Source organism: Bradyrhizobium sp. 35 (genome assembly GCF_023073215.1).
Classification (GTDB): Bacteria; Pseudomonadota; Alphaproteobacteria; order Rhizobiales; family Xanthobacteraceae; genus Bradyrhizobium; species Bradyrhizobium canariense_D.
In genome coordinates, this window is record NZ_JADPJC010000043.1 from 40,936 (window position 1) to 66,501 (window position 25,566).

A 25,566-nucleotide genomic window follows, 5' to 3' on the forward strand; every position below is an offset into this window, starting at 1 on the left:
TTCAGACGGATTTTCAGACATGACGCAGGTCGATCACAACCGTATGGCCAATGCGATCCGCGGCCTTGCCATGGACGGCGTCGAGAAGGCGAAATCGGGTCATCCGGGCCTGCCGATGGGCGCCGCCGACATGGCGACCGTGCTGTTCACGCAATTCCTGAAATTCGACGTCGCCGCGCTGGACTGGCCGGACCGCGACCGCTTCGTGCTCTCGGCCGGGCACGGCTCGATGCTGATCTATTCGCTGCTGTATCTGATCGGCAGCCCAGAGATGACGATCGACCAGCTCAAGGACTTTCGCCAGTTGGGATCGCTGACACCCGGACATCCCGAGCACGGCCACACCAAGGGCATCGAGACCACCACCGGTCCGCTCGGCCAGGGCATTTCCACCGCCGTCGGCATGGCGCTCGCCGAGAAGATGCTCGCCGCCGAGTTCGGCAAGAAGATTGTCGATCACCATACCTATGTGATCGCTTCCGACGGCGATTTGATGGAAGGCGTGTCGCAGGAAGCGATCGCGTTGGCCGGGCACTGGAAGCTCAACAAGCTGATCGTGCTCTATGACGACAACGGCATTTCGATCGACGGTCCGACCTCGCTTTCCGACTCCGTCGACCAGGTGAAGCGGTTCAAGTCGGCGGGCTGGGCCGCCGAAAAGATCGACGGCCACGACCAGGCCGCAATCGCCGCCGCGATCACGCGCGCGCAGAAATCAAACAAGCCGACGCTGATCGCCTGCCGCACCACCATCGGCTTCGGCGCCCCGCATAAGGCCGGCACCAACAAGGTGCACGGCGAAGCGCTCGGCGCCGACGAGCTCAAGGCCGCCAAGGAAAATCTCGGCATTTCGCTGGAGCCGTTCTCGGTGCCCGACGACGTGCTCAAGGCCTGGCGCGCGGCCGGCAGCCGCGGCGCGGCGGCACGACAGGAATGGGAAGCAAGGCTCGGTGAACTCGGCAGCCGCAAGCGCGCCGAGTTCGAGCGTCGCCTGCGCCACGAGCGCCCGGCCGCGCTCGCGAAGGCGGTGCGCGCCTACAAGAAGGAGCTGCTGGAAAAGCCGATGAATGCGGCGACCCGCAAATCCTCCGAAGCCGTGATCGAAGTGATTGCCGGCGCGATGCCGATGGAATTTCTGGCGGGCTCGGCCGACCTCACCGGCTCCAACAACAACAAGGCGAAGTCCGCAACCGCGTTCTCGGCCAAGACGCCGAAGGGCCGCTTCATCCATTACGGCATCCGCGAGCACGGCATGTGCGCGGCGATGAACGGCATCTTCCTGCACGGTGGTTTTGCGCCGAACGGCGCGACCTTCCTGGTGTTCACCGATTATGCGCGGCCCGCGATGCGGCTCGCCGCATTGATGGGGACCGGGGTCGTTTATGTCATGACCCACGATTCCATCGGCCTCGGCGAAGACGGCCCGACCCACCAGCCGGTCGAGCATCTCTCAGCACTTCGCGCCATTCCCAACATGCGCGTGTTCCGTCCGTGCGATTCCATCGAGGTTGCCGAGTGCTGGGAGCTCGCGCTCAACCGCATCGACGGCCCGACAGTCTTGGCGCTGACCCGTCAGAACCTGCCGCAACTGCGCACCACCGCACCGAACGAGAGCCCCTGCCGGTTCGGTGCCTACGAGCTGGTGGCCGCCCAGGGCGAAGCCAAGGCGACGCTGTTCGCCTCGGGCTCCGAAGTGGAGATGGCCGTGGCCGCCCAGAAGCAGCTCGCCGAGCGCGGCATTCCGACCCGGGTGGTTTCGGTTCCCTCGCTCGAGCTCCTGCTAGCGCAACCAAAGGAGCGCCGCGACGAGATCATCGGCAATGCCCCCATCAAGGTCGCAATCGAGGCCGCCGTGCGCTGGGGCTGGGACGCCGTGATCGGCCAGGATGGCGAGTTTATCGGCATGCACTCCTTCGGCGCCAGCGCCCCTCTCAACAAGGTATTCCAGCACTTTGGCATTACCGCCGAGGCCGCGGTTAACGCCGTTCTGAAACGCGTTTCCTGAGAGTTGAGATTACCGAAAAAAAGGACTACCTAACGTCCCATATGATCAAGCCCCGCCCGGCCGAACCGGGCGTCCGCCCTAAAAAAACCCTCGCAGGCGCGCTAGCGCGTTGTGCGGGATGACAACGGTCATTGAAGGAGACGAAACATGGCAGTCCGCGTCGGAATCAACGGTTTTGGCCGCATCGGCCGCAACATTCTGCGGGCCATCGCTGAGTCCGGCCGCAAGGACATCGAGGTCGTCGGCATCAACGACCTCGGCCCGGTCGAGACCAACGCCCATCTGCTTCGCTTCGACAGCGTCCATGGCCGTTTCCCCGGCACCGTGACCGTCGATGGCGACACGATCAGCCTCGGTGGCAACAAGATCAAGGTGACCGCCGAGCGCGATCCCTCGAAGCTGCCCTGGAAAGATCTCGGCATCGACATCGCGATGGAATGCACCGGCATCTTCACCTCGAAGGACAAGGCCTCCGCGCATCTGACTGCCGGCGCCAAGCGCGTTCTCGTTTCTGCGCCCGCCGACGGCGCCGACGCCACCATCGTCTACGGCGTCAACCACGACACGCTGACCCGGGAACATCTGGTCGTCTCCAACGGCTCCTGCACCACCAACTGTCTTGCGCCGATCGCCAAGGTGCTGAACGACCTCGTCGGCATCGAGACCGGCTTCATGACCACGATCCACGCCTATACCGGCGACCAGCCGACTCTCGACACCATGCACAAGGATCTCTATCGCGGCCGCGCGGCTGCGATGTCGATGATCCCGACCTCGACCGGCGCCGCCAAGGCGATCGGCCTCGTGCTGCCGGAACTGAAGGGCAAGCTCGACGGCGTCGCGATCCGCGTGCCGACCCCGAACGTCTCGGTCGTCGATCTCAAGATCGTGGCCAAGCGCGCCACCGATCCGAAGGAAATCAACGAGGCGATGAAGCGTGCCTCCGAGCAGCAGCTCAAGGGCATTCTCGGCTACACCACCGCGCCGAACGTCTCGATCGACTTCAACCACGACCCGCACTCCTCGACATTCCACATGGACCAGACCAAGGTGCAGAACGGCACGCTGGTGCGCGTGATGTCCTGGTACGACAACGAGTGGGGCTTCTCGAATCGTATGGCGGATACCGCCGTCGCGATGTCGAAGGTGATCTAACTCCGCTCTCGTGTCCCGGACGCGACGTAGCGTGAAGCGCTGCGTCGCAGAGCCGGGGCCCGTTTAACTAACCGCGGGACTCGCCGCAATTTGGGTCCCGGTTCTGCACGGCGGCACTACGCGCCGCGGTGCGCCCGGGACAAGGGCCTCCGATGACGAAATCATTCCGCACCCTCGACGACGTCGATGTGAAGGGCAAGCGCGTGCTGCTGCGCGTTGACCTCAACGTGCCCATGGAGAACGGCCGCGTCAGCGACGCAACCCGGCTCGAGCGCGTCGCGCCGACCATCACCGAAATCTCGGACAAGGGTGGCAAGGTCATCCTGCTCGCGCATTTCGGCCGGCCGAAAGGGCGCGATGCCAAGGACTCGCTCAAGCCCGTGGCCGAGGCGCTGTCGAAGGTGGTGAAGAAGCCCGTCGCCTTCGCCGACGACTGCATCGGCGAGCCCGCGGTCAAGGCCGTTGCCGGCTTGAAGGACGGTGACATCCTCTGTCTCGAAAACACCCGCTTCCACAAAGAGGAAGAGAAGAACGATCCGGCCTTTGTCGCGGAGCTCGCAAAACTCGGCGACATCTGGGTCAATGACGCGTTCTCGGCCGCGCACCGCGCCCACGCCTCGACCGAAGGCCTCGGCCACAAGCTGCCCGCCTATGCCGGCCGCACCATGCAGGCCGAATTGGTCGCGCTGGAGAAGGCGCTGGGCTCACCGACCAAGCCTGTCATCGCTATCATCGGCGGCGCCAAGGTCTCGACCAAGATCGACCTGCTCGAAAACCTCGTGACTAAGGTCGACGCGCTCGTGATCGGCGGCGGCATGGCCAACACCTTCCTGCACGCCCAGGGCGTCGGCATCGGCAAGTCGCTGGCCGAGAAGGATCTCGCCGCGACCGCGTTGCGCATCATGGAAAAGGCCGAAGCCGCCAACTGCGCCATCATCCTGCCGGTCGACGCTACCGTCGCCTATCATTTCGCGGCCAACGCGCCGTCGCACGCCTATGGCCTCGACGCGATCCCGGCCGACGGCATGATCCTCGACGTCGGTCCGCAGTCGATCGCACGTGTCCATGCCGCGATCGACGATGCGGCGACGCTGGTCTGGAACGGACCGCTCGGTGCCTTCGAGATGCAGCCGTTCGACCGCGGCACGATGTCCGCCGCCAAGCATGCCGCCGAGCGCACCAGGGCCAAGAAGCTGATCTCGATCGCGGGCGGCGGCGACACCGTCGCGGCTCTCAACCAGGCCCATGTGGCCGGTCAGTTCACCTATGTCTCGACCGCCGGTGGCGCATTTCTTGAATGGATGGAAGGCAAGCCCCTGCCCGGCGTCGAAGTTCTGCGCACCAAGTAATCGGTCGGCAAGTCGTCAGCCGCCTTCAAGCAGTGGCCTTGCAGGCCCAAACGGGAGAAAAACACAGATGGCTCGGATCACGTTGCGTCAATTGCTCGACCATGCGGCGGAGAACGATTACGGCGTCCCGGCCTTCAACATCAACAACATGGAGCAGGCGCTGGCGATCATGGACGCGGCCAACCAGGTCGACGCGCCCGTCATCATCCAGGCCTCGCGCGGTGCGCGCTCCTACGCCAACGACGTCATGCTCAAGCACATGATGGACGCGGTGACCGAGATCTACCCGCACATCCCGGTCTGCGTGCATCTCGACCACGGCAACGAGCCGGCCACCTGCATGACCGCGATCCAGGCCGGCTTCACCTCGGTGATGATGGACGGCTCGCTCAAGGCCGACGGCAAGACCCCCGGTGACTGGGGCTACAATGTCGGCGTCACCAAGACCGTAACCGACATGGCCCATCTCGGCGGCATCTCGGTCGAGGGCGAGCTTGGCGTGCTCGGCTCGCTCGAGACCGGCATGGGCGACAAGGAAGACGGCCACGGCGCCGAGGGCAAGCTCAGCCACGACCAACTCCTGACCAATCCGGATGAAGCCGTGAAGTTCGTCCAGGAGACCCAGGTCGACGCGCTCGCGATCGCGATGGGGACGTCTCACGGTGCCTACAAATTCACCCGCAAACCCGACGGCGACATCCTCGCCATGAACGTGATCGAGGAGATCCACCGCAAGCTGCCGAACATGCATCTCGTCATGCACGGCTCCTCCTCGGTGCCGCAGGACCTCCAGGACATCATCAACGCCTATGGCGGCAAGATGAAGCCGACCTGGGGCGTGCCTGTTGCCGAGATCCAGCGCGGCATCAAGAACGGCGTGCGCAAGATCAACATCGACACCGACAACCGCATGGCGATGACCGGCCAGATCCGGAAAGTGCTCAAGGACAATCCCGAAGAGTTCGATCCGCGCAAGTACCTGAAGCCCGCGATGGAAGCGATGACCAGGCTGTGCAAGCAGCGGCTCCAGGAATTCAATACCGCGGGCCAAGCCTCCAAGATCAAGAAGGTGCTGACCACGGCCGAGATGGCCAAGCGCTACGCCAAGGGCGAGCTCGCCCCGAAGGTGGCGTAAGCTGCTCTATCCTTCCCCTCTCCCCGCCCTTCGCGGGGAGAGGGTTGGGGTGAGGGGCTCTCTCGGCAGATGAGATGACTGCGGGACCTGTACCCCCCTCACCCGGATCGCAAGGGCGATCCGACCTCTCCCCGAAGCGGGGCGAGGTGAAGAGTCGCCCGGCCGGCCCAACGCTGCCCCAGCCCTTACCCTGCGACGAACGTTAACTCGGCATTTGCCCGAGAACGGTCTATTTTCACCGGCAAGGGCAGAATCGTTTTGGGAGGACATCTCGATGAATCTGACTGAGCTGAACAGGATCGCGACCGCCCTGGTCGCGCCCGGCAAGGGCATCCTTGCCGCCGACGAATCCTCCGGCACCATCAAGAAGCGTTTCGACGCGATCGGCGTGGAATCGACCGAAGAGAACCGCCGCGACTATCGCGAGATGCTGTTCCGCTCGAACGAAGCCATGAGCCGCTACATCTCCGGCGTCATCCTCTATGACGAGACGATCTGGCAGAACGCGAAGGACGGCACGCCCCTGGTCAAGCTGATCGAGAGCAGCGGCGCCATCCCCGGGATCAAGGTCGACGAAGGCACCCAAGCCCTGCCGATGTGTCCGGGCGAGCTCGTCACCGTCGGGCTCGACAAGCTCGCCGAACGGCTGAAGAAATATCACGAGCGCGGCGCACGCTTCGCCAAATGGCGCGCGGTGATCGACATCGGCAGTGGCATCCCTTCCATGACTGCGATCAGCGTCAACGCCCACGCGCTGGCGCGCTACGCAGCGCTGTGCCAGGCCGCGCAGATCGTGCCGATCGTCGAACCCGAAGTGTTGATGGACGGCGATCACGACATCGATCGCTGCTATGAGGTGACGAGCCGTGTGCTCAACAAGACGTTTCAGGAATTGCGCGTGCAGCGCGTCGCGCTCGAGGGCATGGTGCTGAAGCCGAACATGGCCATCTCCGGCAAGAAGTGCGCGAAGCAGGCTTGCGTCGAGGAGGTCGCGGAGAAGACGATACGGCTGCTCAAGGCGTGCGTGCCCGCGGCGGTGCCCGGCATCGCCTTCCTCTCCGGCGGCCAATCGGATGAAGAGGCAACGGCGCATCTCAACGCCATGCACAAGCTCGGCCCGCTGCCCTGGGGCCTGACCTTCTCCTATGGTCGCGCACTCCAGGCCGCGCCGCAGAAGGCCTGGTCAGGCAAGGCCGAGAACGTCGCGGCCGGACAAAGCGCATTCAGTCACCGCGCGCGCATGAATGGCCTCGCCTGCAAAGGCGAATGGCAAAGCAGCCTGGAACAGAAAGCGGCCTAGATCTTGTCGAACAAATCTCCTCCGCCGCGCCCGGCGCCGCGCCTTTATCTCGCGACGCCTGTCGTCGACGATCCCGCTTCGCTCCTGGCCGAGCTGCCCGGCCTGCTCGCCGCCGCCGATGTCGCGGCCGTGCTGCTGCGGCTGAAGCAGACCGATCAGCGCACCATGATCTCGCGGATCAAGGCCTTGGCGCCGCCGGCTCAGAAAGCGGGCGCGGCGCTGCTTGTCGATGGCCATCCTGAGCTCGTCGCACGCGGCGGCGCCGACGGCGCGCATCTGCCCGGCATCGCCGCGCTGAAAGAGGCGCTGCCATCGCTGAAGCCCGATCGCATCGCGGGCGTTGGCGGGCTGACGACGCGGCACCATTCGATGGATGCGGGCGAGATTGGCGCGGATTACGTGCTGTTCGGCGAACCCGACGCAAAGGGCCAGCGGCCGTCGTCGCAAGCGATCGCTGAGCGGCTGGACTGGTGGGCCGAGCTGTTCGAACCGCCCTGCGTCGGCTTTGCCATCTCGCTGGAGGAGGCCCACGAATTCGCCGCCAGCGGCGCCGATTTCGTGCTGGTGGGCGACTTCATCTGGGCCGATCCGCGCGGACCCAAGGCTGCGCTGATCGAGGCCGACGCTGCGATCAAGAAGGCTCATGCGACTGCGCTTGCAGACCAGGAGCACGGCTAGCGCCCGACATGAAGCTCCCGCGCATCATCATGCTGGCCACGCTGCTGCTGACGGCGCCCGCGGCCGCGCAGCTCCAGATCACGCCGCCGGTGGCAACGCCGGGCGCTTCGGCCGAGAAAACCAAAGACAAGCCGAAGGCCACGCCGCACACCATCACCAAGAAGAAGGAAGCGCCGCCGGCACCCAAACCTTCAGCCTCCCCGAAACCTTCCGCTTCCCCAAAGCCTGCTCCGGCCGCGACCGTGATTCCGGCGCCGCCGACCGACAACCCCAACGTCGATCTGGTGTACGGCGCCTATCAGCGCGGCCAGTACAAGACCGCCTTCGAACTCGCCACGGCCCGTGCCGAAACCGGCGATGCCAAAGCGATGACCATGCTGGGTGAGCTCTATTCCAACGCCATGGGCATCCGACGCGACTACACCAAGGCGCTGCAATGGTACAAGCGCGCCTCCGACGCCGGAGACCGCGAGGCGATGTTCGCGCTCGCCATGCTGAGGATGACCGGCCGCGGCGGCCCGGTCGACAAAAATGAGGCGGTCAAGCTGATGGCGTCCGCCGCCAAGCTCGGCGAACCCAAGGCGGCCTATAATCTCGCGCTGCTCTATCTCGACGGCCAGACCCTGCCGCAGGACGTCAAGCGCTCCGCCGAGCTGCTGCGCCAGGCGGCTGATGCCGGCCTGCCCGAGGCGCAATACGCGCTCGCGACCTTCTACAAGGAAGGCACTGGCGTGCCGAAGGATTTGGAACGGGCGGTGCGTCTGCTCCAGGTCGCCACGCTGACCGACAATGTCGATGCCGAGGTCGAATACGCCATCGCGCTGTTCAACGGCACCGGCACGCCGAAGAACCAGCCGGCGGCCGTCGCCCTGCTCCGCAAGGCGTCCCGCCAGGGCAGCGCGATCGCGCAGAACCGGCTGGCCTGGGTGCTGATCAACGGCATGGGCACGGCCGTGGACAAGGTCGAAGGCTTCAAGTGGCATCTGGTGGCCAAGACCTCCGGCAAGGGCGATCCGGAGCTGGACAAGCAATTGTCCGATTTGCCGGCCGAGGACCGGGCCAAGGCCGAGGCCGCCGCCAGGAAATGGCTCGGGGCCAAATGACTTGACGTTGAGGCCCCCGCAGGGCACCCCATCCCTCAAACAGGCGCGATTTCGCGCCATTTCCCCCGATCAAGACCGGAAGCTCATGCTATATTCCGCAACTATCAACGTCATGGTCAAGGCCGCGCGCCGCGCCGGCCGCAGCCTCAAGCGCGATCTCGGCGAGATCGAGCATCTCCAGGTCTCGCTGAAGGGACCGGCGAATTTCGTCTCGCTGGCCGACAAGCGCGCCGAGGAGATCCTCTACCAGGACCTCGCCAAGGCGCGGCCCGGCTACGGCTTCATCGGCGAGGAAGGCGGAACGCGCGAGGGCTCCGACAAGAGCCACACCTGGATCGTCGATCCGCTCGACGGCACCACCAACTTCCTGCACGGCATCCCGCAATTCGCGATCTCGATCGGGCTTTCGCGCGAGGGCACGATCATCGCCGGCGTGATCTACAATCCCGCCAATGACGAGCTCTACATCGCCGAGCGCGGCAAGGGCGCCTTCCTCAACGACCAGCGGCTGCGCGTGGCCGGCCGCCGTCAGCTCAACGAATGCGTGGTGGCCTGCGGCCTGCCTCATATCGGCCGCGGCGACCACGAGGAATTCCGTCGCGAGATGACCGCGATGCAGGAGCGCGTCGCCGGCCTGCGCCGCTTCGGCGCCGCCTCGCTCGACTTGGCCTTCGTCGCCGCCGGCCGCCTCGACGGCTACTGGGAGCGCAATTTGCAATCCTGGGACATCGCGGCGGGTCTGATCATGCTGCGCGAGGCGGGCGGAACGATCACCGACATCGATACGCCGGGCGACGCGCTGGTGACAGGCAATGTCGTGTGCGGGAATGAATACGTGCACGGGGAATTGGTGAAGATCTTGCGGAAGTAGGCCGCAGCAGCACGACGGCTCGATCGACGACGGTTAGGAATCGTCGTCCTCATCGTCCTCGTCGGCTTCGTCGTCGCGATATTCACCGCCGATGGTCAGGCCCTCGATCGCCGTGGCGCCTTTCGACTTGATCACCCGGCGGAGCGGGACCGAACTCTCGCTTCGCAGTGCGTCCATCAACTGTTCCGAATGGGTGACAATCCAGATGTCGGCGCGGCGCGATGCCTTGGCGATGAGCCGGGCCAGCGGCGCAAGCAGCGACGGATGCAGGCTGGTCTCGGGTTCGTTCAGCGCAATGAACGGCGGCAGCCGATAGCCCATGAATACCGCGAGCAGGCAGATGTATTTCAGCGTCCCGTCGGACAGTTCATGAGCCCTGAACGGCCGCGGCATATCCGGCAATTGCAGATCGAATTCACACCTGCCATTTTCTTCCCATGCGCGGAGTTCGGCACCCGGGAATGCATCCTGGATCGCGTCCTGCAGGTCGTCGGCGTCTTCCCGAATGACATAGAGGGTCGCCAGGGTGGCAGCCAGATCGATGCCATCGGCGCTGAGCGAGGGCGTTGCGATCGCCAGACAAGGCTTTCGTATCGGTGACGCCGGATCAGTGCGAAAGTCATGATAGAATCGCCAGCCCAGCATTGCATTTCTGATCAGGTCGATTTCCGGGCATTGCTTGCCATCGGAAAAAGCCGCAAGCGCGGTCTCTGACGGCAGCACCGCATCCTTGTGAGCGTTCCAGGCGCCACTCTCGCCGCGGACGCTGATGAGCGAATTGATCCGCTCCATCAGCTTGACCGTGCGTTTGCCGCGCGTCGTTTCGATCGTTTCGGCCTTGATCATCGGCTCGCCGGAAAATGCCGCCTGAAGCGGGCTGGGAAATCCGAGCTCGATGGAATATCTCATGCCGTCGAATGTCGCCGACAGCCGCAGCCGCCCGTCTTCGCCTCGCTTGCGTATGCCGGACCAGCAGACCGAATTCAAACCGCCTTCATCGGCGATCGTGCGGGTGATCTGACCGGTCGCCGCGTCGCGCAACAGCGACAAGGACTTGTAGAGATTGGACTTGCCGACTCCATTTTCGCCGACGAACACCGACAGGGGATGGATGGGTATGGAGAGCCGCCGAATGGAGCGATAGTTCGAGATCGCAATGTCGGTCGGACGCATCACATGCTCTCAATCGGCGGGCTATCTCCGCATTCGCAGTAAGGTGCGAATACGATGTTTCAATCCAGGGGTGCAGTCTGGATTGAGGCCTCCGAGAAATCAAGCCGACCGATCCGGCGTTCAATGGCCGACTCTCACCAGCGCAAACCCGACGGTCATCATCCGCGAAGGCGGATGATCCAGTATTCCAGAGACGCCGCTCGGATACGGAAAGGCCGCGGGGTACGGCATGCCCCGCCTGCGCGGGGCATGACACCTCACCTTACAGCTCGGCCGGCGCCGGCGGCCCGTACATCTCGCCCTGCTTCGCCGCCTTCTCCCGATCCCCGCCCAGCACGCGCTGCACCGAGACGAAGAACACCGGCACCATCAGCAGCGCCAGGATCACTACCGCGATCATGCCGCCCATCACGACACTGCCGAGCGCCTGCTGGCTGGCGCCGCCGGCGCCATGGGCGATGGCCATCGGCAGCACGCCGCAGATGAAGGCAAGGCCGGTCATCAGGATCGGGCGGAAGCGCAGGCGGCAGGCCTCGATGGTGGCGTCCACCAGCGGCTTGCCTTCTTTCCGCAGATCCTTGGCGAACTCGATGATCAGGATCGCGTCCTTGGCCGCAAGGCCAATGATGGTGATCAGGCCGACGGTGAAATAGACGTCGTTGGGCAGGCCGCGCAGCATCGCCGCGACCACCGCGCCGACGATGCCGAGCGGCACGGTGAGCAGCACCGCGAGCGGAATGGTCCAGCTCTCGTAAAGCGCGGCCAGACACAGGAACACCACGAATACCGAGAGCCCGAGCAGGAACGGCGCCTGCGAGCCCGACAGCTTCTCCTGGAGCGACTGCCCGGTCCATTCATAGCCGAAGCCGCGCGGCAGCTTGCCGGCAAGCCGTTCCATCTCCGCGATGGCATCGCCCGAGGTGAAGCCGGGTTTCGCCTCGCCCGAGATGCGCACCGCCGGATAATAATTGAAGCCGGCGATCTGCGTCGGTCCGCGCGCCCATTCCACGGTGGTAAAGGACGAGAACGGCACGAGCTGGCCGCGGCTGTTCTTGACGTTGTAGTTGAGGATGTCCTCGGTCCGCATGCGGTCGCGGGCATCGGCCTGCACCACGACACGCTGCATGCGGCCGCGGTTCGGGAAGTCGTTGATGTAGTTCGAGCCGAGATTGGTCGAGATCGTATTGTTGATGTCCTCGAAGGTGACGCCGAAGGCGCCCGCCTTTTCGCGGTCGATCACGAGATTGACCACGCCGGCCTCGGGCAGGCCCTCGACATAGACCTTCTGCAGCACAGCGCTCGCATTGGCCTCCGCGATCAACTGATCGGCGGCGCGCATCAAGGCCGGATAACCCTTCTGGCCGCGGTCCTGGAGACGGAACGAGAAGCCCGAGGAGTTGCCGAGATTGTCGATTGGCGGCGGCTGCAGCGCGGAGATTTTTGCGTCGCGGATCGACGACGACAAATCGCGGTTGATGTCGGCGACGATCGCGGCCGCAGAATCCTTCGGCCCGCGTTCCGACCAGTCCTTCAGGGTGATGAAGGCCTGCGCGGTGTTCATGCCCTGGCCGGAGAAGCTGAAGCCGGTGAGGAAGGTGACGTTGTCGACGCCCGGACGCTGCGCCAGGTATTTTTCCACTTTCTCGATCACCGCCTCGGTTCGGCCGTAGGACGAGTCCGACGGCGTCTGCACGTCGGTGGTGACGAAGCCCTGGTCGTCGACGGGCAGGAAGCCGCCGGGCAGATTGACGAAGGCCCAGGACAGGCCGGCGAGCAGCGCGACATAGACCAGCATCAAGCGGCCGGTGCGCTTCAGCGAGAAGCCGACGGTGCGGGAATATCCCTCCTTGCTGCCGTCGAGCATGCGGTTGAACCAGCCGAACACGCCCTTCTTGGCATGGCCATGACCGGCCGCGACGGGCTTGAGCAGCGTCGCACACAGTGCCGGCGTCAGCGACAGCGCGAGGAAGGCCGAGAAGCCGATCGCGGCGACCATGGTCACGGAGAACTGGCGGTAGATGATGCCGACCGAGCCCGGGAAGAACGCCATCGGCACGAACACGGCCATCAAGACCAGCGTGATGCCGATGATGGCGCCGGTGATCTGCGACATCGCTTTCCGCGTCGCTTCCTTGGGCGGCAGCCCCTCCTCGGCCATGATGCGCTCGACGTTCTCGACTACGACGATGGCATCGTCGACGAGGATGCCGACGGCGAGCACCATGCCGAACATCGAGAGCATGTTGATGGAATAGCCGGCGAGCAGCAGCGTGGTACAGGCGCCCAGCAGCGCCACCGGCACCACGATGGTCGGAATGATGGTGTAGCGGATGTTCTGCAGGAACAGGAACATCACCACGAACACCAGCACGATGGCTTCGACCAGCGTCGACAACACCTTCTTGATCGAGGCCTCGACCACGGGCGTGATGTTGTATGGAATCTCGTAGCCGATATTGGCCGGGAAGAAGCGAGACAGCTCCTTCATCTTCTCTTCGACGGCGCTCGCGGTCGCCAGCGCATTGCCGGTCGGCGACATCAGCACGGAAAGACCGGCGGTCGGCTTGCCATCGAGACGGGTGTTGAACTGGTAGCTGAGGCCGCCGACCTCGATCCGCGCGACATCGCGCAGCCGCACGGTCGACCCGTCGGCATTGGCGCGCAGGATGATGGTACCGAATTCATCCGGGGACGAGAGCTGGCCCTTGACCAGCACCAGCGCGGAGGTGCGCTGGGTCGAGGTCGACGGCTCGGCGCCGATGCTGCCCGAAGCGACCTGCGCGTTCTGCGCGGCAATGGCCTTGTTGACGTCGTCGGCGGTCAGGCCATAGCCGACCAGCTTTGCCGGGTCGACCCAGACGCGCAGGCTACGTTCCGTCGAATACAGCGTGGCGCGGCCGACGCCGGGGATGCGGCGGATCTCGCCCAGCACGTTACGGATCATGAAGTCGCCCAGGCCGACCTCATCCAGGCTGCCGTCGGTCGAGTTCAGCGTGATGATCTGGAGCACCGCGCTGGAGGCTTCCTCGATCAGAATGCCCTGCTGGATCACCGCGCGCGGCAGCCGCGCCTCGACGCGCTTGATGCGGTTCTGCACCTCGACCGAGGCGGCGCTGGTATCGGTGCCCGGCACGAAATTGGCGATGATCTCGACCTGGCCGAGCGAGTCGCTGGTCGATTCGAAATTGAGGATGCCGGAGGCGCCGTTGAGCTCCTCCTCGATCAGCCGCGTGACGCTGTTGTAGAGGTTCTCGGGCGAGGCACCGGGATAGCTGGTCGAGATCGAGATCGAGGGCGGCGCGATGATCGGGTACTGCGCGATCGGCAACAGCGGAATCGAAATTGCGCCGACCAGACAGATGAACAGCGCGACGACCCAGGCGAAGATCGGCCTGTCGATGAAGAAGCTCGCCATGGTCTATTACCGCATCAGCTTCTGGGCGTGCCGGTTGTCGGCGGTCGCATCCGCTTCCGACCAGGATTGCGGCTTGACCTTGTCGCCGGCGGCGAACTTCTGGAAGCCTTCGACCACGACCTTGTCGCCAGCCTTCAGGCCGTCGGTGACGAACCAGATGCCGTCCTGCACCGAACCGGTGCGCACCGGCTGCACCGAGATGCGATTGTCGTCCTTGACGACGAACACCTCGCTGCCGCCGCCGCCATTGCGCTGAATCGCCTGCTGCGGCACGGCGATCGCATCGCTATCGAGACCCTGGTCGATGCGGACGCGGACATACATGCCCGGCAGCAGCTCGCGCTTCGGATTGCGGAACTCACCACGCAAGGTCACCTGACCGGTATTGGCGTCGACCTTGGCATCCGAAAACAGCAACTTGCCGTCGAGCGAGTAGAGGGTGTTGTCGTCGAGCACGAGATGCACCTTGGCGGCGTCGGGCGCGATGCGCTCGAGGTCACCGCTCTCGAAGGCGCGGCGGAGCTGGTTGAGCTCGTTCACCGACTGGGTGAAATCCGCATAGATCGGATCGAGCTGCTGAATGGTGGCCAGATTGGTCTCGTTCTGGACCGCGAGCGCGCCCTCGCTGACCAGGGCGGCACCGACGACGCCGTCGATCGGCGCGCGTACGGTGGCATAGTCGAGATTGAGCTTTGCGCGCGCGAGATCGGCCTTGCGGCCCTCGACCTCGGCATGGGCCTGGCGCTCGGCCGCGATCGCCTTCTCGTTCTCGGCTTCGGGCGCGGCGCGCTGGCTGGTGAGCGTGGCGATGCGGCGCGCCTGCTGCTGGGACTGCATCAACGCGGCCTCGGCCTTGGCGACCGCAGCCTCGTTGGCCATCACCTCGACCTCGAACGGACGCGGATCGATCCGATACAGTGGATCGCCGGCCTTCACCTCGCTGCCCTGCCGGAACAGGCGCTCGACCACGATGCCGGACACGCGCGGCCGCACGTCGGAGACGCGCGTCGGCGCAATGCGGCCCGGCAGCTCGCGCACCACGGCACGCGGCTGCGGCTTGACGATGACGATGCTGACGTCGGGGTCGTTGGGCTGGGCGGCTGAAATGGCGGAGCTGGATTCGTCGCAGCCCGCCAACAGCGGCGTAAAGGCCGCGAGCATCATTGCAACGCATGCCGATCGCGCGCGAAGTCCTGACATGAAATGGGGTGCCCCGATATTGTTGAAACCGATCCCGCTCGGCGCGAGGCCCGTTCTGGGCCATGGCACGCGGCTGATGCGGTCAAAATAGAGCGGACGTGCTGCGACGCAACGCACCTTGCGGGCGGCCCAATGTCACACGGCCTAGGGTGCTGAGTTCACGGCGTTTTTCGCGTCTCACCCGATTGTGAGTCCGGTTCCATCACCGCGTGCTGCGTCAGAAGACCGCAATTACCCCGCCGCCTTCATGCGGTAGTGGCTGACGCCCCACTCGGTTCCGTCGGCATAGCCGAACAGGCCCGAGGTCGCGAGAAAGAACCAGCGCCAGCGTCGCATTCGCTGGGCGGTCTCCTCGCCATGGATGTTGCGCAAGGCCGCTTCGATGAAACAGCGATGCGCGTCGAAATTGGCGAGCCAGTCGTTGGCGGTGCGCTGATAGTGCGTGCCGCTCCAGCACCATTCCTTCTCGACTGTGAAAATATCGTCGAATTGCCTGACGAGGTGATGGCTCGGCATCAGCCCGCCCGTGGAGACGCGCTGCGCGATCCAGTCGTCGCGATCGGCCCGGTCGAACAGGTGAGAGCCGGAGCGATGGGCGACGATGTGCATGAAGAACCGCCCCTCCGGCGCGAGCCATGATCGCAAGCGCGTCATCAGCTTGCGCCAGTTCATCACATGCTCGAACATTTCGACCGACACGATGCGGTCGAATTGCCCGTCGGGCGCGAACACGTTGATGTCCGCGCAGACCACCCGCAGATTAAGAAGACCGCGCAGCCGCGCCTCTTCCTCGATATGGGCGCGCTGCGCCTGCGAGCTCGACACCGCCGTCACCTTGGCGTGCGGAAACTGCCGCGCCATCCACAGCGACAGCGAGCCCCAGCCGCAGCCGAGTTCGAGGATGGTCTGACCATCGGCGAGAGCGGCATGCTCGGCGGTCTGACGCAGCGCCTCCTCCTCGGCCTCCCGCAAGGTGGTCGCGTCGGTCTTGTAGAAGCAGCAGGAGTATTTGCGGTTGGGGCCGAGCACCTTCGCAAAGAACGAAGCGGGCACCTCGTCGTGCTCGGCATCCGCGTCCTCGGCGATCGGCCGCAGCATCATCCGCCCGGCGAAGGCGGCATCGTCCGCCCCGCCCAGCGCGGACAGGCGCGTCACCGTGCGCGAGCACAGGCGCTGGATCGCCGCGCGGATCACGACATCAGGCAACGGCACCCGTTCGGCAGTCCCGATGATCGCGGACACGACGCTCATGCGACGACTCCGTCTTGGGCGGCGGGTTTTGGCGCCAGGGGAAAAGTGCGACTTGAACCTGTGGAATGCCGACGATTTGCAAAGTACGTCCTTACCAAAGCCGGTTTCAGCCTTGGGTTCCCCAGCTCTCCCCGAAATCGGCGCATCCGGCGCTTTTTTTGGGCTGGCGCTGTGCCATAGTGCGCGCCGCAAGCAAGTTAACGGATGATACCGGCCATGCCGCCAGGCGCCTCGCCCCGCTCCTCCCTCGACATCGAATACACCAAGCTATCCTCGCCCAGCGTCTTCCTGGTGCGGATGCTGGTCTTCCTGGTGCTCTGCACCCTGGTGGGCGTGGTGCTCTATAAGCAGATCATCCAGGCCTTCTTCGCCAATCCCGGCCTCAATGCCCTGATCGGCGGCGTGCTGTTCATCGGCATCATCCTGGCCTTCCGCCAGGTGATCCGGCTGTATCCCGAAGTCTCCTGGGTCAACAATTTCCGCATCGCCGATCCCGGCCTTGCGCCCGCCCGCCACCCCAAGCTGCTGGCGCCGATGGCGATGATCCTCGGCGGCGAGCGCACCGGGCGGATGTCGATCACCCAGACCACCATGCGGCACCTGCTCGATTCGATCGCGACCCGCCTCGACGAGGCCCGCGACATCTCCCGCTACATGACCGGGCTTCTGGTCTTCCTCGGCCTGCTCGGTACCTTCTGGGGCCTGATCGAAACGGTCGGCTCGGTCGGCAAGGTGATCGACGGGCTCAAGGTCGGCGGCGATTCCGGCGCCCTGTTCGACACGCTGAAGGAGGGGCTGGCCGCCCCGCTCGGCGGCATGGGCATCTCGTTCTCGAGCTCGCTGTTCGGCCTCGCCGGCTCGCTGATCCTGGGCTTCCTCGACCTGCAATCGAGCCAGGCGCAGAACCGTTTCTACACCGACCTCGAAGACTGGCTTGCCACCACCGTGCGCGAATATGGCAGCGGCGAGGTGGCTGTTGCCGGCACTGGCGGTGGCATTGCCAGCGGCGAGCTTCAGGCCGTCGTCGAGCGCTTACGCTCCGTGCTCGAGGAAGGCAGCGGCAGCCGCGGCACCACCGCGGCGATGGCGAGCCTCGCCGAAGCCATCCAGGCGCTGGTCTCGCATATGCGGACCGAGCAGCAGATGATCCGCGAATGGGCCGACGGCCAGGGCGAGCAGAACCGCGAGATCCGGCGCCTGCTGGAGCGCATCGCGCGTCAGCCCGAGAAGGGTTAGCGACATGGCACTGGCGCGCGGTCGCCGCGGCGATACCTCCTTCAACTACTGGCCCGGCTTCGTCGACGCGCTGTCGACGCTGGTGCTGTCGATCGTGTTCCTGCTGTCGGTGTTCCTGGTCGTGCAGTTCTTCCTGTCGCAGGAGGTCACCGGCAAGGACAAGGCGCTGGAGCAGCTCAACGCCAAGATCGCGCAGCTCAACGAATTACTGTCGCTGGAGAAGCTCGGCAAGCTCACGCTCGACGACCAGGTCTCGTCACTGAAAGCCGGCCTCGCTTCGGCCGAGAGCGAGCGCGACCGCATCAAGGGCCTCTATGAGGGGCTCGCCGCGGCCGGCAACGATGCGCAAGGCAAGTCCTCCGAGCTCGGCAAGGCGCTGGATTCCGAGAAGGCGGTTTCGGCCCGGGCGCTGGCGCAGATCGAGGTGCTGAACCAGCAGATCAGCGCGCTGCGGCGGCAATTGGCCGCGCTGGAAGAGGCGCTCGACGTTAGCGAGAAGCGCGACAAGGAATCGCAAAATCGCATCGCCGACCTGGGCTCTCGCCTGAATGTCGCCCTGGCGCAGCGCGTGCAGGAATTGTCGCGCTATCGCTCGGAATTCTTCGGCCGCCTGCGCGCCATCCTCGGCAACCGCCCCGACATCCGCATCGTCGGCGATCGCTTCGTATTCCAGTCCGAAGTGTTCTTCGACACCGGACAGGCGGTGCTGCTGCCCGAAGGCCGCGCCGAGCTCGACACGCTCGCAACCGCGCTGATCGATCTCGACAAGAAAATCCCGAACGAGATCCCCTGGGTGCTGCGTGTCGACGGCCATACCGACGTGCGCCCGGTCAACGGTCCGAACTTCAAGTCGAACTGGGACCTCTCGGCCGCGCGCTCGATCTCCGTGGTGCAGTACCTGATCTCGCTCGGCGTGCCGGCCCAGCGCCTGGTCGCCGCCGGCTTCGGCGAATTCCAGCCGCTCGACACGGCCAACACCGAGGAAGCCTACAAGCGCAACCGCCGCATCGAGCTGAAGCTGACGGAGCGGTAGTGAGCGCCCTCCACCTCCGCCGTTACCGTCCCGAGGACGAGGCCGCCTCGATTGACCTGTGGCATCGCACCTGGCAGCAGGCCTATCCGCAGATCGACTTCGCGGCCCGCCTGGACTGGTGGCGCGAGCGCTGGCGCAAGGAGCTGGTGCCGAAGGCTTCGATCGTGGTCGCGGAGCAGGACGGCGCGCTGACCGGCTTCGTCACCATCGACGGCGACGGTTATCTCGACCAGCTCGTGGTCGATCCCGCGCACTGGGGCTCGGACGCGGCGCGGCTGCTGGTGGATGAGGCCAAGCGCCTGTCACCGGCGGGCGTGACGCTGCTTGTCAACAAGGACAACAGCCGCGCCATCCGCTTCTACGAGCGCAAAGGCTTCGCGCATGCCGGCGACGAGGTGAACCCGACCTCGGGACGTCCGGTGCTGAAGATGATTTGGCAACCTTAGATTCTGGCGATCTTGATTCTGGACGCGTGACGGCCGTCACGTCGGGATCCCAGGACGTCAGCTAGTCGTTGTGCCCGCAAGTTGCGCCGGCAAGCGGATGGAGATGACCGATGAAATTGAGCGATCTGGCCAAGGGGTCTTCGGTCCTGCTCGGCGTCATCGTCGCCGGATATGTTTCGACGAGCTATGTCGACCAGCACCTCGCCACGCCGGTCAAGACGACGAGTGCTCCGACGAATGGCCTTGGGCCATCGGCCTGCGTTGATGAGGACGGGAGCTGGAAGAACTGGCCATGGCCGAACGTGCCGGCGCTGTCGCCGAAGTGCTGATAAGCAGTGCTGCCGTCAACTCGCCGCGGTGCGCTCTCGGCTCAAGCGGAGTTCAAGCTCGAACTGCCAGCTTTCGGCTTGGCGGATCGCGCGTTGGCTGTCTTCGCGAAGCCGGATCGACTCATCGATCGCTCGCTGCGCCCGCTCCAAAAGTTCGTGGGTTTCCTTGCTGAATGGCGGGGCCATGAGGCGCACTCCCATTGAGGCGGGAGCACAAATCATCTCTCAGGCACCGACGCCTACGGACGAGCCTTTGGCCGGCGATACCTGATTAGGCGCCACATCCGGGGGAACTGCAAGGTTCATCCACTCGGCTCAGGGCGCGGGCTGCCCTATCCGAAATTCCGGAAGCCCACGATGGGCAATCCGAAACTCAGCACAACGATGACGCCGCTACCAGCGACAACAAGCAGCGCCGCTTTCCACCCCGCAAGGCCGCGCATCTGCTGTCGAATAGCGAACAGGATGAGGAGGATGAACAGTACCGGACCGATCAGAACAATCATTCACAACACCGTCCACTCCGTCAGCTCAACGAACAACGCCTGCCGCATCGTTCTTGCTAGGAACCACCCAATCGATTGCGAGCAGGCAACTTTCGACGACAATGAAGGCGGCCAGACCGCCGAGCCAACCGAAGAAGACCACGGAAAAGGTAGCAAGCAAGAGCGCGCAGAAGACGTCGGCGACAAGCTTGCCGTTGCGCTCGCCTCGGGTCTGGTCGGCTGTCGAATAAGGCATTTGGCGTCTCCTGGGTCGGCCCGAACCCTAGCTTCAGCAGCCGCGGCCGTCCACTCCCTCCGGGCGCGCCAACGCTGTCCGAAATTCCGGAAGCCAACGACGAGCATTCCGAAACTCATCAAAACGACGACGCCCATGTTCTGCGACAGCCAGCAGCGCCGCTTCCATCGATCACCTTACGATGTGGCCGATTCGAATCGCGCAGCCGATCAGATCGACAAATGTCCGCTATCGACCCGGCTACGAAGGGAGACCACGTGGTGCGACGCTCTCGCCAAAAGCTCCGCTGTCATTCCCCGCGGAGGCGGGGAATCCAGTACGCCGCGGCTTATCGCTTGATCACTTCCGTCTCGGAGTACTGGATCGCCCGCCTGCGCGGGGGATGACAGCCTGAATGAAGCGGCAGTCCAGACTACCTCGCCTCACGCCCCCTCGAACTGCAACCTCGCCAGCCTGGCATAGAGCCCGTTCGCAGCGACGAGCTCCGCATGCGTGCCCTGCTCGACGATCCGGCCCTGGTCCATCACCAAGATGCGGTCGCACGACAAGACGGTTGCGAGGCGGTGCGCGATGACGAGCGTGGTGCGGTGGCGCATCAGCTCTTCCAGCGCGGTCTGCACCAACGTCTCGCTTTCGGCATCGAGCGCGGAGGTGGCTTCGTCCAGAAGCAGCAGCGGCGCATCGCGCAGGATCGCGCGCGCAATCGCGATGCGCTGGCGCTGGCCGCCGGACAGCGTCACGCCGCGCTCGCCGAGCGGGGTGTCGAAACCTTCGGGCAGGCGGCGGATGAACTCGGCGGCGTGCGCCAGCTCGGCCGCGCGCTCGACCTCGGCATCGGTGGCATCGGGCCGGCCGAAGCGGATGTTGTCGCGGGCACTGGCCGCGAACACGTTGGATTCCTGCGGCACCAGCGCAATGCGCGAACGGAATTCACGGGGATCGGCGGATTTGACCGGCACGCCGTCGAGCGAGATCGCGCCGCTGCGCGGATCGTAGAAGCGCAACAAGAGATGAAAGATCGTGCTCTTGCCGGCGCCGGACGGACCGACGATCGCGACCTTCTCGCCGGGACGCACGGCGAACGACACGGCATCGAGCACATTGACGTCGCGCCGCGCCGGATAGGCGAAGCTGACCTGGTCGAAGCCGACTTCGCCGCGCGCCGGCACCGGCAGCGCGCGCGGCGACGCGGGCGCGGTGATGTCGGGCTGCACATGCAGGATCTCGAACAGGCGCTCGGCAGCGCCTGATGCCGCCGAGATCTCGCCCCAGACTTCGCTGAGCTGGCCGAGGCCGGCCGCGGCGAAGGCCGCATAGAGCACGAACTGGCCGAGCCGGCCCGGCGTGATGGTGCCGGTCAGCACGTCGTGCGAACCGATCCAGAGGATCGCGACCACGCTTGCGAACACGATGAAGATGATGATGGCGGTGAGCACGGCACGCGCCTGCGTGGAGGTGCGCGCGGCTTCATAGGCCTGCTCGACCTCGCCGCCGAAGCGCCTCTCGGCGAGGCTCTCGCTGGTATAGGCCTGCACGGTACGGATCGCACCGACCAGCTCGCTCGCATAGGCGGAGGCCTCGGCCAGCGTGTCCTGCGCGTTGCGCGACAGCCGCCGCACCCAGCGCCCGAAGGCGACCAGCGGCAGCACGATCAGGGGAATCGCCAGCAGCACGAATCCCGACAGACGCGGGCTGGTGATCACCATCATCGCCGCGGCACCGAAGAACATCATCAGATTGCGCAGCGCGATCGAGACCGAGGCGCCAACGGAGGATTTGATCTGCGTGGTGTCGGCGGTGAGGCGCGACACCAGCTCGCCGCTGCGCGCGGAATCGAAGAAGGCCGGCGACAGCGAGAGCAGATGGGCGAAGACGTCGCGCCTGAGATCGGCGACGATGCGCTCGCCGATCGTCATTACGAGGTAGTAGCGCGCGGCACTCGCCAGCGCGAGCACGGCGACGACGGCGATCATCACCGAGAAGTAACTGTTGATCAGCTCGATGCCCTCAGGCGTCAGGCCGAAATCGATCATCCTGCGCACCGCGACCGGCACCAGCAGGGTGGTCAGCGCCGCGATCGTCAGCGCGACAAAGGCCAGCGCCGCCCGGCCGCGATAGCGGGCGACATAGGGCGCGAGCGCCAACAGCGGCCGCAGCTTCGCGCGGCTCTTCGCCGGCGCCTCGATCAGGTCGGCCTCGATCGACGGGGCTTCCGCGGGCCCGGTTTCAAGCCGTTCTACTGCGCTCATGAGATCCGACCAAAAGACAAAGAGAAGGTGGTCCGTCCCAAATAGGCCGGGCGAGCGGGAGTGGCAAATCCGGGAAGTCCCTTAGGGGGCAGCCCGGCCCGCTAAGGCCCTCAAAAGGCTTGCAATGGCTTGTTTTACAGGGGCCCGTGGGGTATAGACCCCGCCAAATCCGTCATTCGATAGCCACTCAAGTGAGGCGCCGGGGCGCCGAGGAATTGCCATGAAAGCCGAAATTCACCCGAACTATCATACGATTAAGGTCGTGATGACCGACGGAACCGAGTACCTGACCCGCTCCACCTGGGGCAAGGAAGGCGACACGCTGAACCTCGACATCGACCCCAAGTCGCACCCGGCCTGGACCGGCGGCAACGCGCAGCTGCTGGATCGCGGCGGCCGCGTCTCGCGCTTCCAGAAGAAGTTTTCGGGCTTTCTCAAAAAGGATTGATCCGGCCCCTCGAGGCTGGAGACGAAAACGCCCCCGGAGAGCCGGAGGCGTTTTTTGTTTTGGGGGCGCTCGTCGCGATGACGGGAGCTTACCGCTCGAACGCCGCCTTCAACGCGTTGAGATGCGGCACCAGCGGGTTGCCGATCGAGGAATGATCGACCGGCGGGGTGTGGATGGTGTTGTCCAGGCGGCGCACGCGGGTCTGAAGGCTCATCGAGCGATGGATCAGGTCCTGGAGCTGCGACGGCAGCTTCTCGATGGTGTCGGTTGAGCCGGGATCGGCGGCGGAGAGCTTGACCTTGGTCTTTTCGCGATTGGCCTGGCCCAGCGTCATCTCGCCTTCCTTCACGGCGCGGTGCAGCAGCAGCCACGAGGCGAGCTGCATCAGGCGGGTGGTCAGACGCATGCTCTCGGTCGCATAGGTGAGGCTGACGGCACGATCGAGCGCCTTGGCCTCGGTGCGGCCGGCGCCATCGAGATAGGCGGCGGTCTCCTCGACCAAGTCCATGCCCTCGCGGAAGAGGACGCCGAACGCCGCAGAATTGGTGAACCGCTCGCTGAGTTGAACGAGAGCGCCTTCGGCTTGCAAACGTTCCATGGTTAACGCCCCTTACGCAACTGTCTGACGCCCGGCTTTGGCACCGGCTTATGATGAACAAATCATTGCGCGGGCGAGACGCCGAGTCCAGTGACAAGCGCGGATATGGTTTCCGCGGGTCTTTGCCCGGAATTCAACCGCGGCGAGACGCAAAAAGGCGGAGCTGGGCGCAAAAAAAGAGCCGCCGGAAAACCGGCGGCTTTGAAAGTTGATAACAGGGAGGCGTCAAACAGAGTGGACAGGAGCCACTCGGTGTCCAAACGAGGACAGTTCCCAGTCATAAACTCGAAAGCTTAATGTGGAGTAAACGAGCGATTATCTTGAGGGTTCGTTAGCCATGTCGGTCAGTGGCCGAGTGGGCCCGCGGAACAAACTGCCCGTCATGCCCGGGCTTCCACGTCCTCTCCTTCGGCGAAAGATCAAGAACGTGATGGCCGGGACATAGGCGAGCGGAAGCGACGCCGTCCTTCGGACGTGCCCGGCCATGACGCCGTGGAAGTGGCTGGCGCTCCTCTTCCAATCCGCAACTTCTTGAAAACGCTGTTGGCCGCATCACGCGAGGCGCGCTTCTTTGTTGCGGCTTCTTCCAATCTTGCGATCTCGCCCTTGAGAAGCGCGATGCGGTCGGTCAGTTCCTCCACCGACAAGAGTGAGAGATCCTGTCCGATGTCATGGCTGATCTTCTTGCGCGGGCGGTCGTCGTCTTCCATCGCCATCCTGGTTCCTCCTGCGTTCGCCTCACAAGCGGCTGAGGCGGTTGCCAGCCTGCACCGCGCTGGCTAAGCAATGGCCTCGTTCCATCCCGCACCTTTGCTCAAGGACACATCATGGACAAGCTGCCCGCGCAAATGACCGTGGTCGCCATCTCGAAACCCGGCGGACCGGAGGTGCTGGTGCCGGAACAACGGGCGCTGCCGCAGCCCGGCCCCGACGAGATCCTGGTCAAGGTGCAGGCCGCCGGCGTCAACCGGCCCGATGTCGCGCAGCGCTCCGGCGCCTATCCGCCGCCGCCCGGCGCCAGCGACCTGCCCGGCCTCGAAATCGCCGGCGAAGTGGTGGCCGTCGGCAGCAACGCCAAGCGGCACAAGATCGGTGACAAGGTGATGTCGCTGGTCGCCGGTGGCGGTTATGCGCAGTACTGCATCGCGCAGGACGGTCAGGCGATGAGCGTGCCGCCGTCGCTGTCGATCAAGGAAGCCGGCGCACTGCCGGAAACACTGATGACGGTCTGGCACAATGTGTTCGAGCGCGGCGCCCTGAAGGCCGGCGAGACGCTGCTGATCCACGGCGGCTCTTCCGGCATCGGCACCATGGCGATCCAGCTCGCAAAAGCTTTCGGCGCCAAGGTGATCGTCACCGTGGGATCGCAGGACAAGATCGATGCCTGCCTCAAGCTCGGCGCGGATCGTGCCATCAACTACAAGACCGAAGACTTCGTCGCCGTGGTCAAGGCGGAGACCAACAATGCCGGCGCCAATCTGATCCTCGACATGGTCGCCGGCGACTATGTCGATCGCAACTATGACGCCGCAGCGCTCGACGGCCGCATCGTGCAGATCGCGACCCTCAACGGGCCCAAGGTCACCGTCAACATCGCCAAGGTGATGGTGAAGCGCCTGACCCATACCGGCTCGACGCTGCGCCCCCGTAGTAATGCGGACAAGGCGGCGATGGTGGCCGCGATCGAGGCGAAAGTGATGCCGCTTTTGCGCGAAGGCCGCGTCAAGCCGCTGATGGACAGCACTTTCCCGCTGGAAAAGGCATCCGACGCGCACCGGCGGATGGAAACCTCGGCACATATTGGCAAAATTGTGTTGGAGGTCTAGGCCAACGGCCCACAGGGCAAGCCGG

The 25,566-nt window shown here is 64.8% G+C and carries 23 protein-coding genes and 1 pseudogene; 14 read left to right on the plus strand and 10 right to left on the minus strand.

Annotated features, from left to right (window positions below):
• Positions 1–19: 19 nt before the first annotated feature.
• The 8 genes from tkt (at position 20) to IVB36_RS06820 (ending at position 9,596) form a co-directional block, all read left to right on the plus strand.
• On the plus strand, positions 20–2,005 hold the full coding sequence (gene tkt / locus IVB36_RS06785) for a transketolase (protein ID WP_018454602.1): 1,986 nt from the start codon (positions 20–22) through the stop codon (positions 2,003–2,005).
• Positions 2,006–2,152: 147 nt separating this feature from the next.
• Positions 2,153–3,160, plus strand: a complete 1,008-nt coding sequence (gene gap / locus IVB36_RS06790; RefSeq protein ID WP_018454603.1) for a type I glyceraldehyde-3-phosphate dehydrogenase — start codon at positions 2,153–2,155, stop codon at positions 3,158–3,160.
• Positions 3,161–3,312: 152 nt separating this feature from the next.
• Positions 3,313–4,509, plus strand: a complete 1,197-nt coding sequence (locus IVB36_RS06795) for a phosphoglycerate kinase (RefSeq protein ID WP_018454604.1) — start codon at positions 3,313–3,315, stop codon at positions 4,507–4,509.
• A gap of 67 nt (positions 4,510–4,576) precedes the next feature.
• On the plus strand, positions 4,577–5,644 hold the full coding sequence (gene fba / locus IVB36_RS06800) for a class II fructose-bisphosphate aldolase (protein ID WP_018454605.1): 1,068 nt from the start codon (positions 4,577–4,579) through the stop codon (positions 5,642–5,644).
• 274 nt (positions 5,645–5,918) lie between these two features.
• The gene (locus tag IVB36_RS06805; RefSeq protein ID WP_018454606.1) at positions 5,919–6,944 is read left to right on the plus strand and encodes a class I fructose-bisphosphate aldolase; all 1,026 of its coding nucleotides are present in this window, start codon (positions 5,919–5,921) and stop codon (positions 6,942–6,944) included.
• A 3-nt stretch (positions 6,945–6,947) separates the two neighbouring features.
• Positions 6,948–7,622 (plus strand): thiamine phosphate synthase, encoded by a 675-nt coding sequence (locus tag IVB36_RS06810; RefSeq protein WP_018454607.1) that lies wholly within the window; start codon positions 6,948–6,950, stop codon positions 7,620–7,622.
• A gap of 8 nt (positions 7,623–7,630) precedes the next feature.
• A complete protein-coding gene (locus IVB36_RS06815; protein ID WP_018454608.1) occupies positions 7,631–8,725 on the plus strand; it encodes a tetratricopeptide repeat protein in 1,095 nt (364 codons plus the stop codon).
• Between the two features lie 85 nt (positions 8,726–8,810).
• Positions 8,811–9,596 (plus strand): inositol monophosphatase family protein, encoded by a 786-nt coding sequence (locus tag IVB36_RS06820; RefSeq protein WP_018454609.1) that lies wholly within the window; start codon positions 8,811–8,813, stop codon positions 9,594–9,596.
• Positions 9,597–9,629: 33 nt separating this feature from the next.
• Here IVB36_RS06820 and IVB36_RS06825 read toward each other — a convergent pair whose 3' ends face one another.
• The 4 genes from IVB36_RS06825 to IVB36_RS06840 form a co-directional block, all read right to left on the minus strand.
• On the minus strand, positions 9,630–10,769 hold the full coding sequence (locus IVB36_RS06825) for an AAA family ATPase (protein ID WP_018454610.1): 1,140 nt from the start codon (positions 10,767–10,769) through the stop codon (positions 9,630–9,632).
• A gap of 262 nt (positions 10,770–11,031) precedes the next feature.
• On the minus strand, positions 11,032–14,184 hold the full coding sequence (locus tag IVB36_RS06830) for an efflux RND transporter permease subunit (RefSeq protein WP_018454611.1): 3,153 nt from the start codon (positions 14,182–14,184) through the stop codon (positions 11,032–11,034).
• Positions 14,185–14,190: 6 nt separating this feature from the next.
• Positions 14,191–15,384 carry an efflux RND transporter periplasmic adaptor subunit gene (locus IVB36_RS06835; protein WP_085351844.1) on the minus strand — a complete coding sequence of 398 codons (1,194 nt, stop codon included), beginning with the start codon at positions 15,382–15,384 and terminating at the stop codon, positions 14,191–14,193.
• Between the two features lie 231 nt (positions 15,385–15,615).
• Entirely contained in the window at positions 15,616–16,635 is a 1,020-nt protein-coding gene (locus IVB36_RS06840; RefSeq protein WP_247294142.1) for a cyclopropane-fatty-acyl-phospholipid synthase family protein, read from the minus strand.
• Between the two features lie 216 nt (positions 16,636–16,851).
• Between IVB36_RS06840 and IVB36_RS06845 the strand changes: the two genes are divergently transcribed.
• The 4 genes from IVB36_RS06845 (at position 16,852) to IVB36_RS06860 (ending at position 19,679) form a co-directional block, all read left to right on the plus strand.
• The gene (locus IVB36_RS06845; protein WP_018454614.1) at positions 16,852–17,871 is read left to right on the plus strand and encodes a flagellar motor protein MotA; all 1,020 of its coding nucleotides are present in this window, start codon (positions 16,852–16,854) and stop codon (positions 17,869–17,871) included.
• A 4-nt stretch (positions 17,872–17,875) separates the two neighbouring features.
• Entirely contained in the window at positions 17,876–18,904 is a 1,029-nt protein-coding gene (locus tag IVB36_RS06850) for a peptidoglycan -binding protein (RefSeq protein ID WP_018454615.1), read from the plus strand.
• Positions 18,904–19,350, plus strand: coding sequence for a GNAT family N-acetyltransferase (locus IVB36_RS06855; protein WP_018454616.1), 447 nt, complete (start codon positions 18,904–18,906; stop codon positions 19,348–19,350). The genes IVB36_RS06850 and IVB36_RS06855 overlap by 1 nt, the downstream gene beginning before the upstream one ends.
• A 110-nt stretch (positions 19,351–19,460) precedes the next feature.
• Positions 19,461–19,679 carry a hypothetical protein gene (locus IVB36_RS06860; protein ID WP_018454617.1) on the plus strand — a complete coding sequence of 73 codons (219 nt, stop codon included), beginning with the start codon at positions 19,461–19,463 and terminating at the stop codon, positions 19,677–19,679.
• Positions 19,680–19,694: 15 nt separating this feature from the next.
• Here IVB36_RS06860 and IVB36_RS06865 read toward each other — a convergent pair whose 3' ends face one another.
• The 4 genes from IVB36_RS06865 to IVB36_RS06880 form a co-directional block, all read right to left on the minus strand.
• Complete coding sequence (locus tag IVB36_RS06865; protein ID WP_157642917.1) at positions 19,695–19,865, minus strand: hypothetical protein; 171 nt, start codon at positions 19,863–19,865, stop codon at positions 19,695–19,697.
• A gap of 146 nt (positions 19,866–20,011) precedes the next feature.
• Entirely contained in the window at positions 20,012–20,185 is a 174-nt protein-coding gene (locus tag IVB36_RS06870; RefSeq protein ID WP_018454619.1) for a hypothetical protein, read from the minus strand.
• A 25-nt stretch (positions 20,186–20,210) separates the two neighbouring features.
• The gene (locus IVB36_RS06875) at positions 20,211–20,420 is read right to left on the minus strand and encodes a hypothetical protein (protein ID WP_018454620.1); all 210 of its coding nucleotides are present in this window, start codon (positions 20,418–20,420) and stop codon (positions 20,211–20,213) included.
• A gap of 422 nt (positions 20,421–20,842) precedes the next feature.
• Positions 20,843–22,669, minus strand: a complete 1,827-nt coding sequence (locus tag IVB36_RS06880) for an ABC transporter ATP-binding protein/permease (RefSeq protein WP_018454621.1) — start codon at positions 22,667–22,669, stop codon at positions 20,843–20,845.
• 220 nt (positions 22,670–22,889) lie between these two features.
• Here IVB36_RS06880 and rpmE point away from each other — a divergent pair, with 220 nt between their 5' ends.
• Positions 22,890–23,117: a 50S ribosomal protein L31 gene (gene rpmE, locus IVB36_RS06885; RefSeq protein ID WP_018454622.1), complete on the plus strand. Its 228-nt coding sequence runs from the start codon at positions 22,890–22,892 to the stop codon at positions 23,115–23,117.
• Positions 23,118–23,205: 88 nt separating this feature from the next.
• Here rpmE and IVB36_RS06890 read toward each other — a convergent pair whose 3' ends face one another.
• Both IVB36_RS06890 and IVB36_RS06895 read right to left on the minus strand, forming a co-directional pair.
• On the minus strand, positions 23,206–23,715 hold the full coding sequence (locus IVB36_RS06890; RefSeq protein WP_018454623.1) for a DUF1465 family protein: 510 nt from the start codon (positions 23,713–23,715) through the stop codon (positions 23,206–23,208).
• A gap of 530 nt (positions 23,716–24,245) precedes the next feature.
• Positions 24,246–24,431: pseudogene (locus IVB36_RS06895) on the minus strand (DUF1192 domain-containing protein); the annotation flags it as partial.
• Between the two features lie 111 nt (positions 24,432–24,542).
• Here IVB36_RS06895 and IVB36_RS06900 point away from each other — a divergent pair.
• The gene (locus IVB36_RS06900; protein WP_018454625.1) at positions 24,543–25,541 is read left to right on the plus strand and encodes an NAD(P)H-quinone oxidoreductase; all 999 of its coding nucleotides are present in this window, start codon (positions 24,543–24,545) and stop codon (positions 25,539–25,541) included.
• The last annotated feature ends 25 nt before the right edge of the window (positions 25,542–25,566 follow it).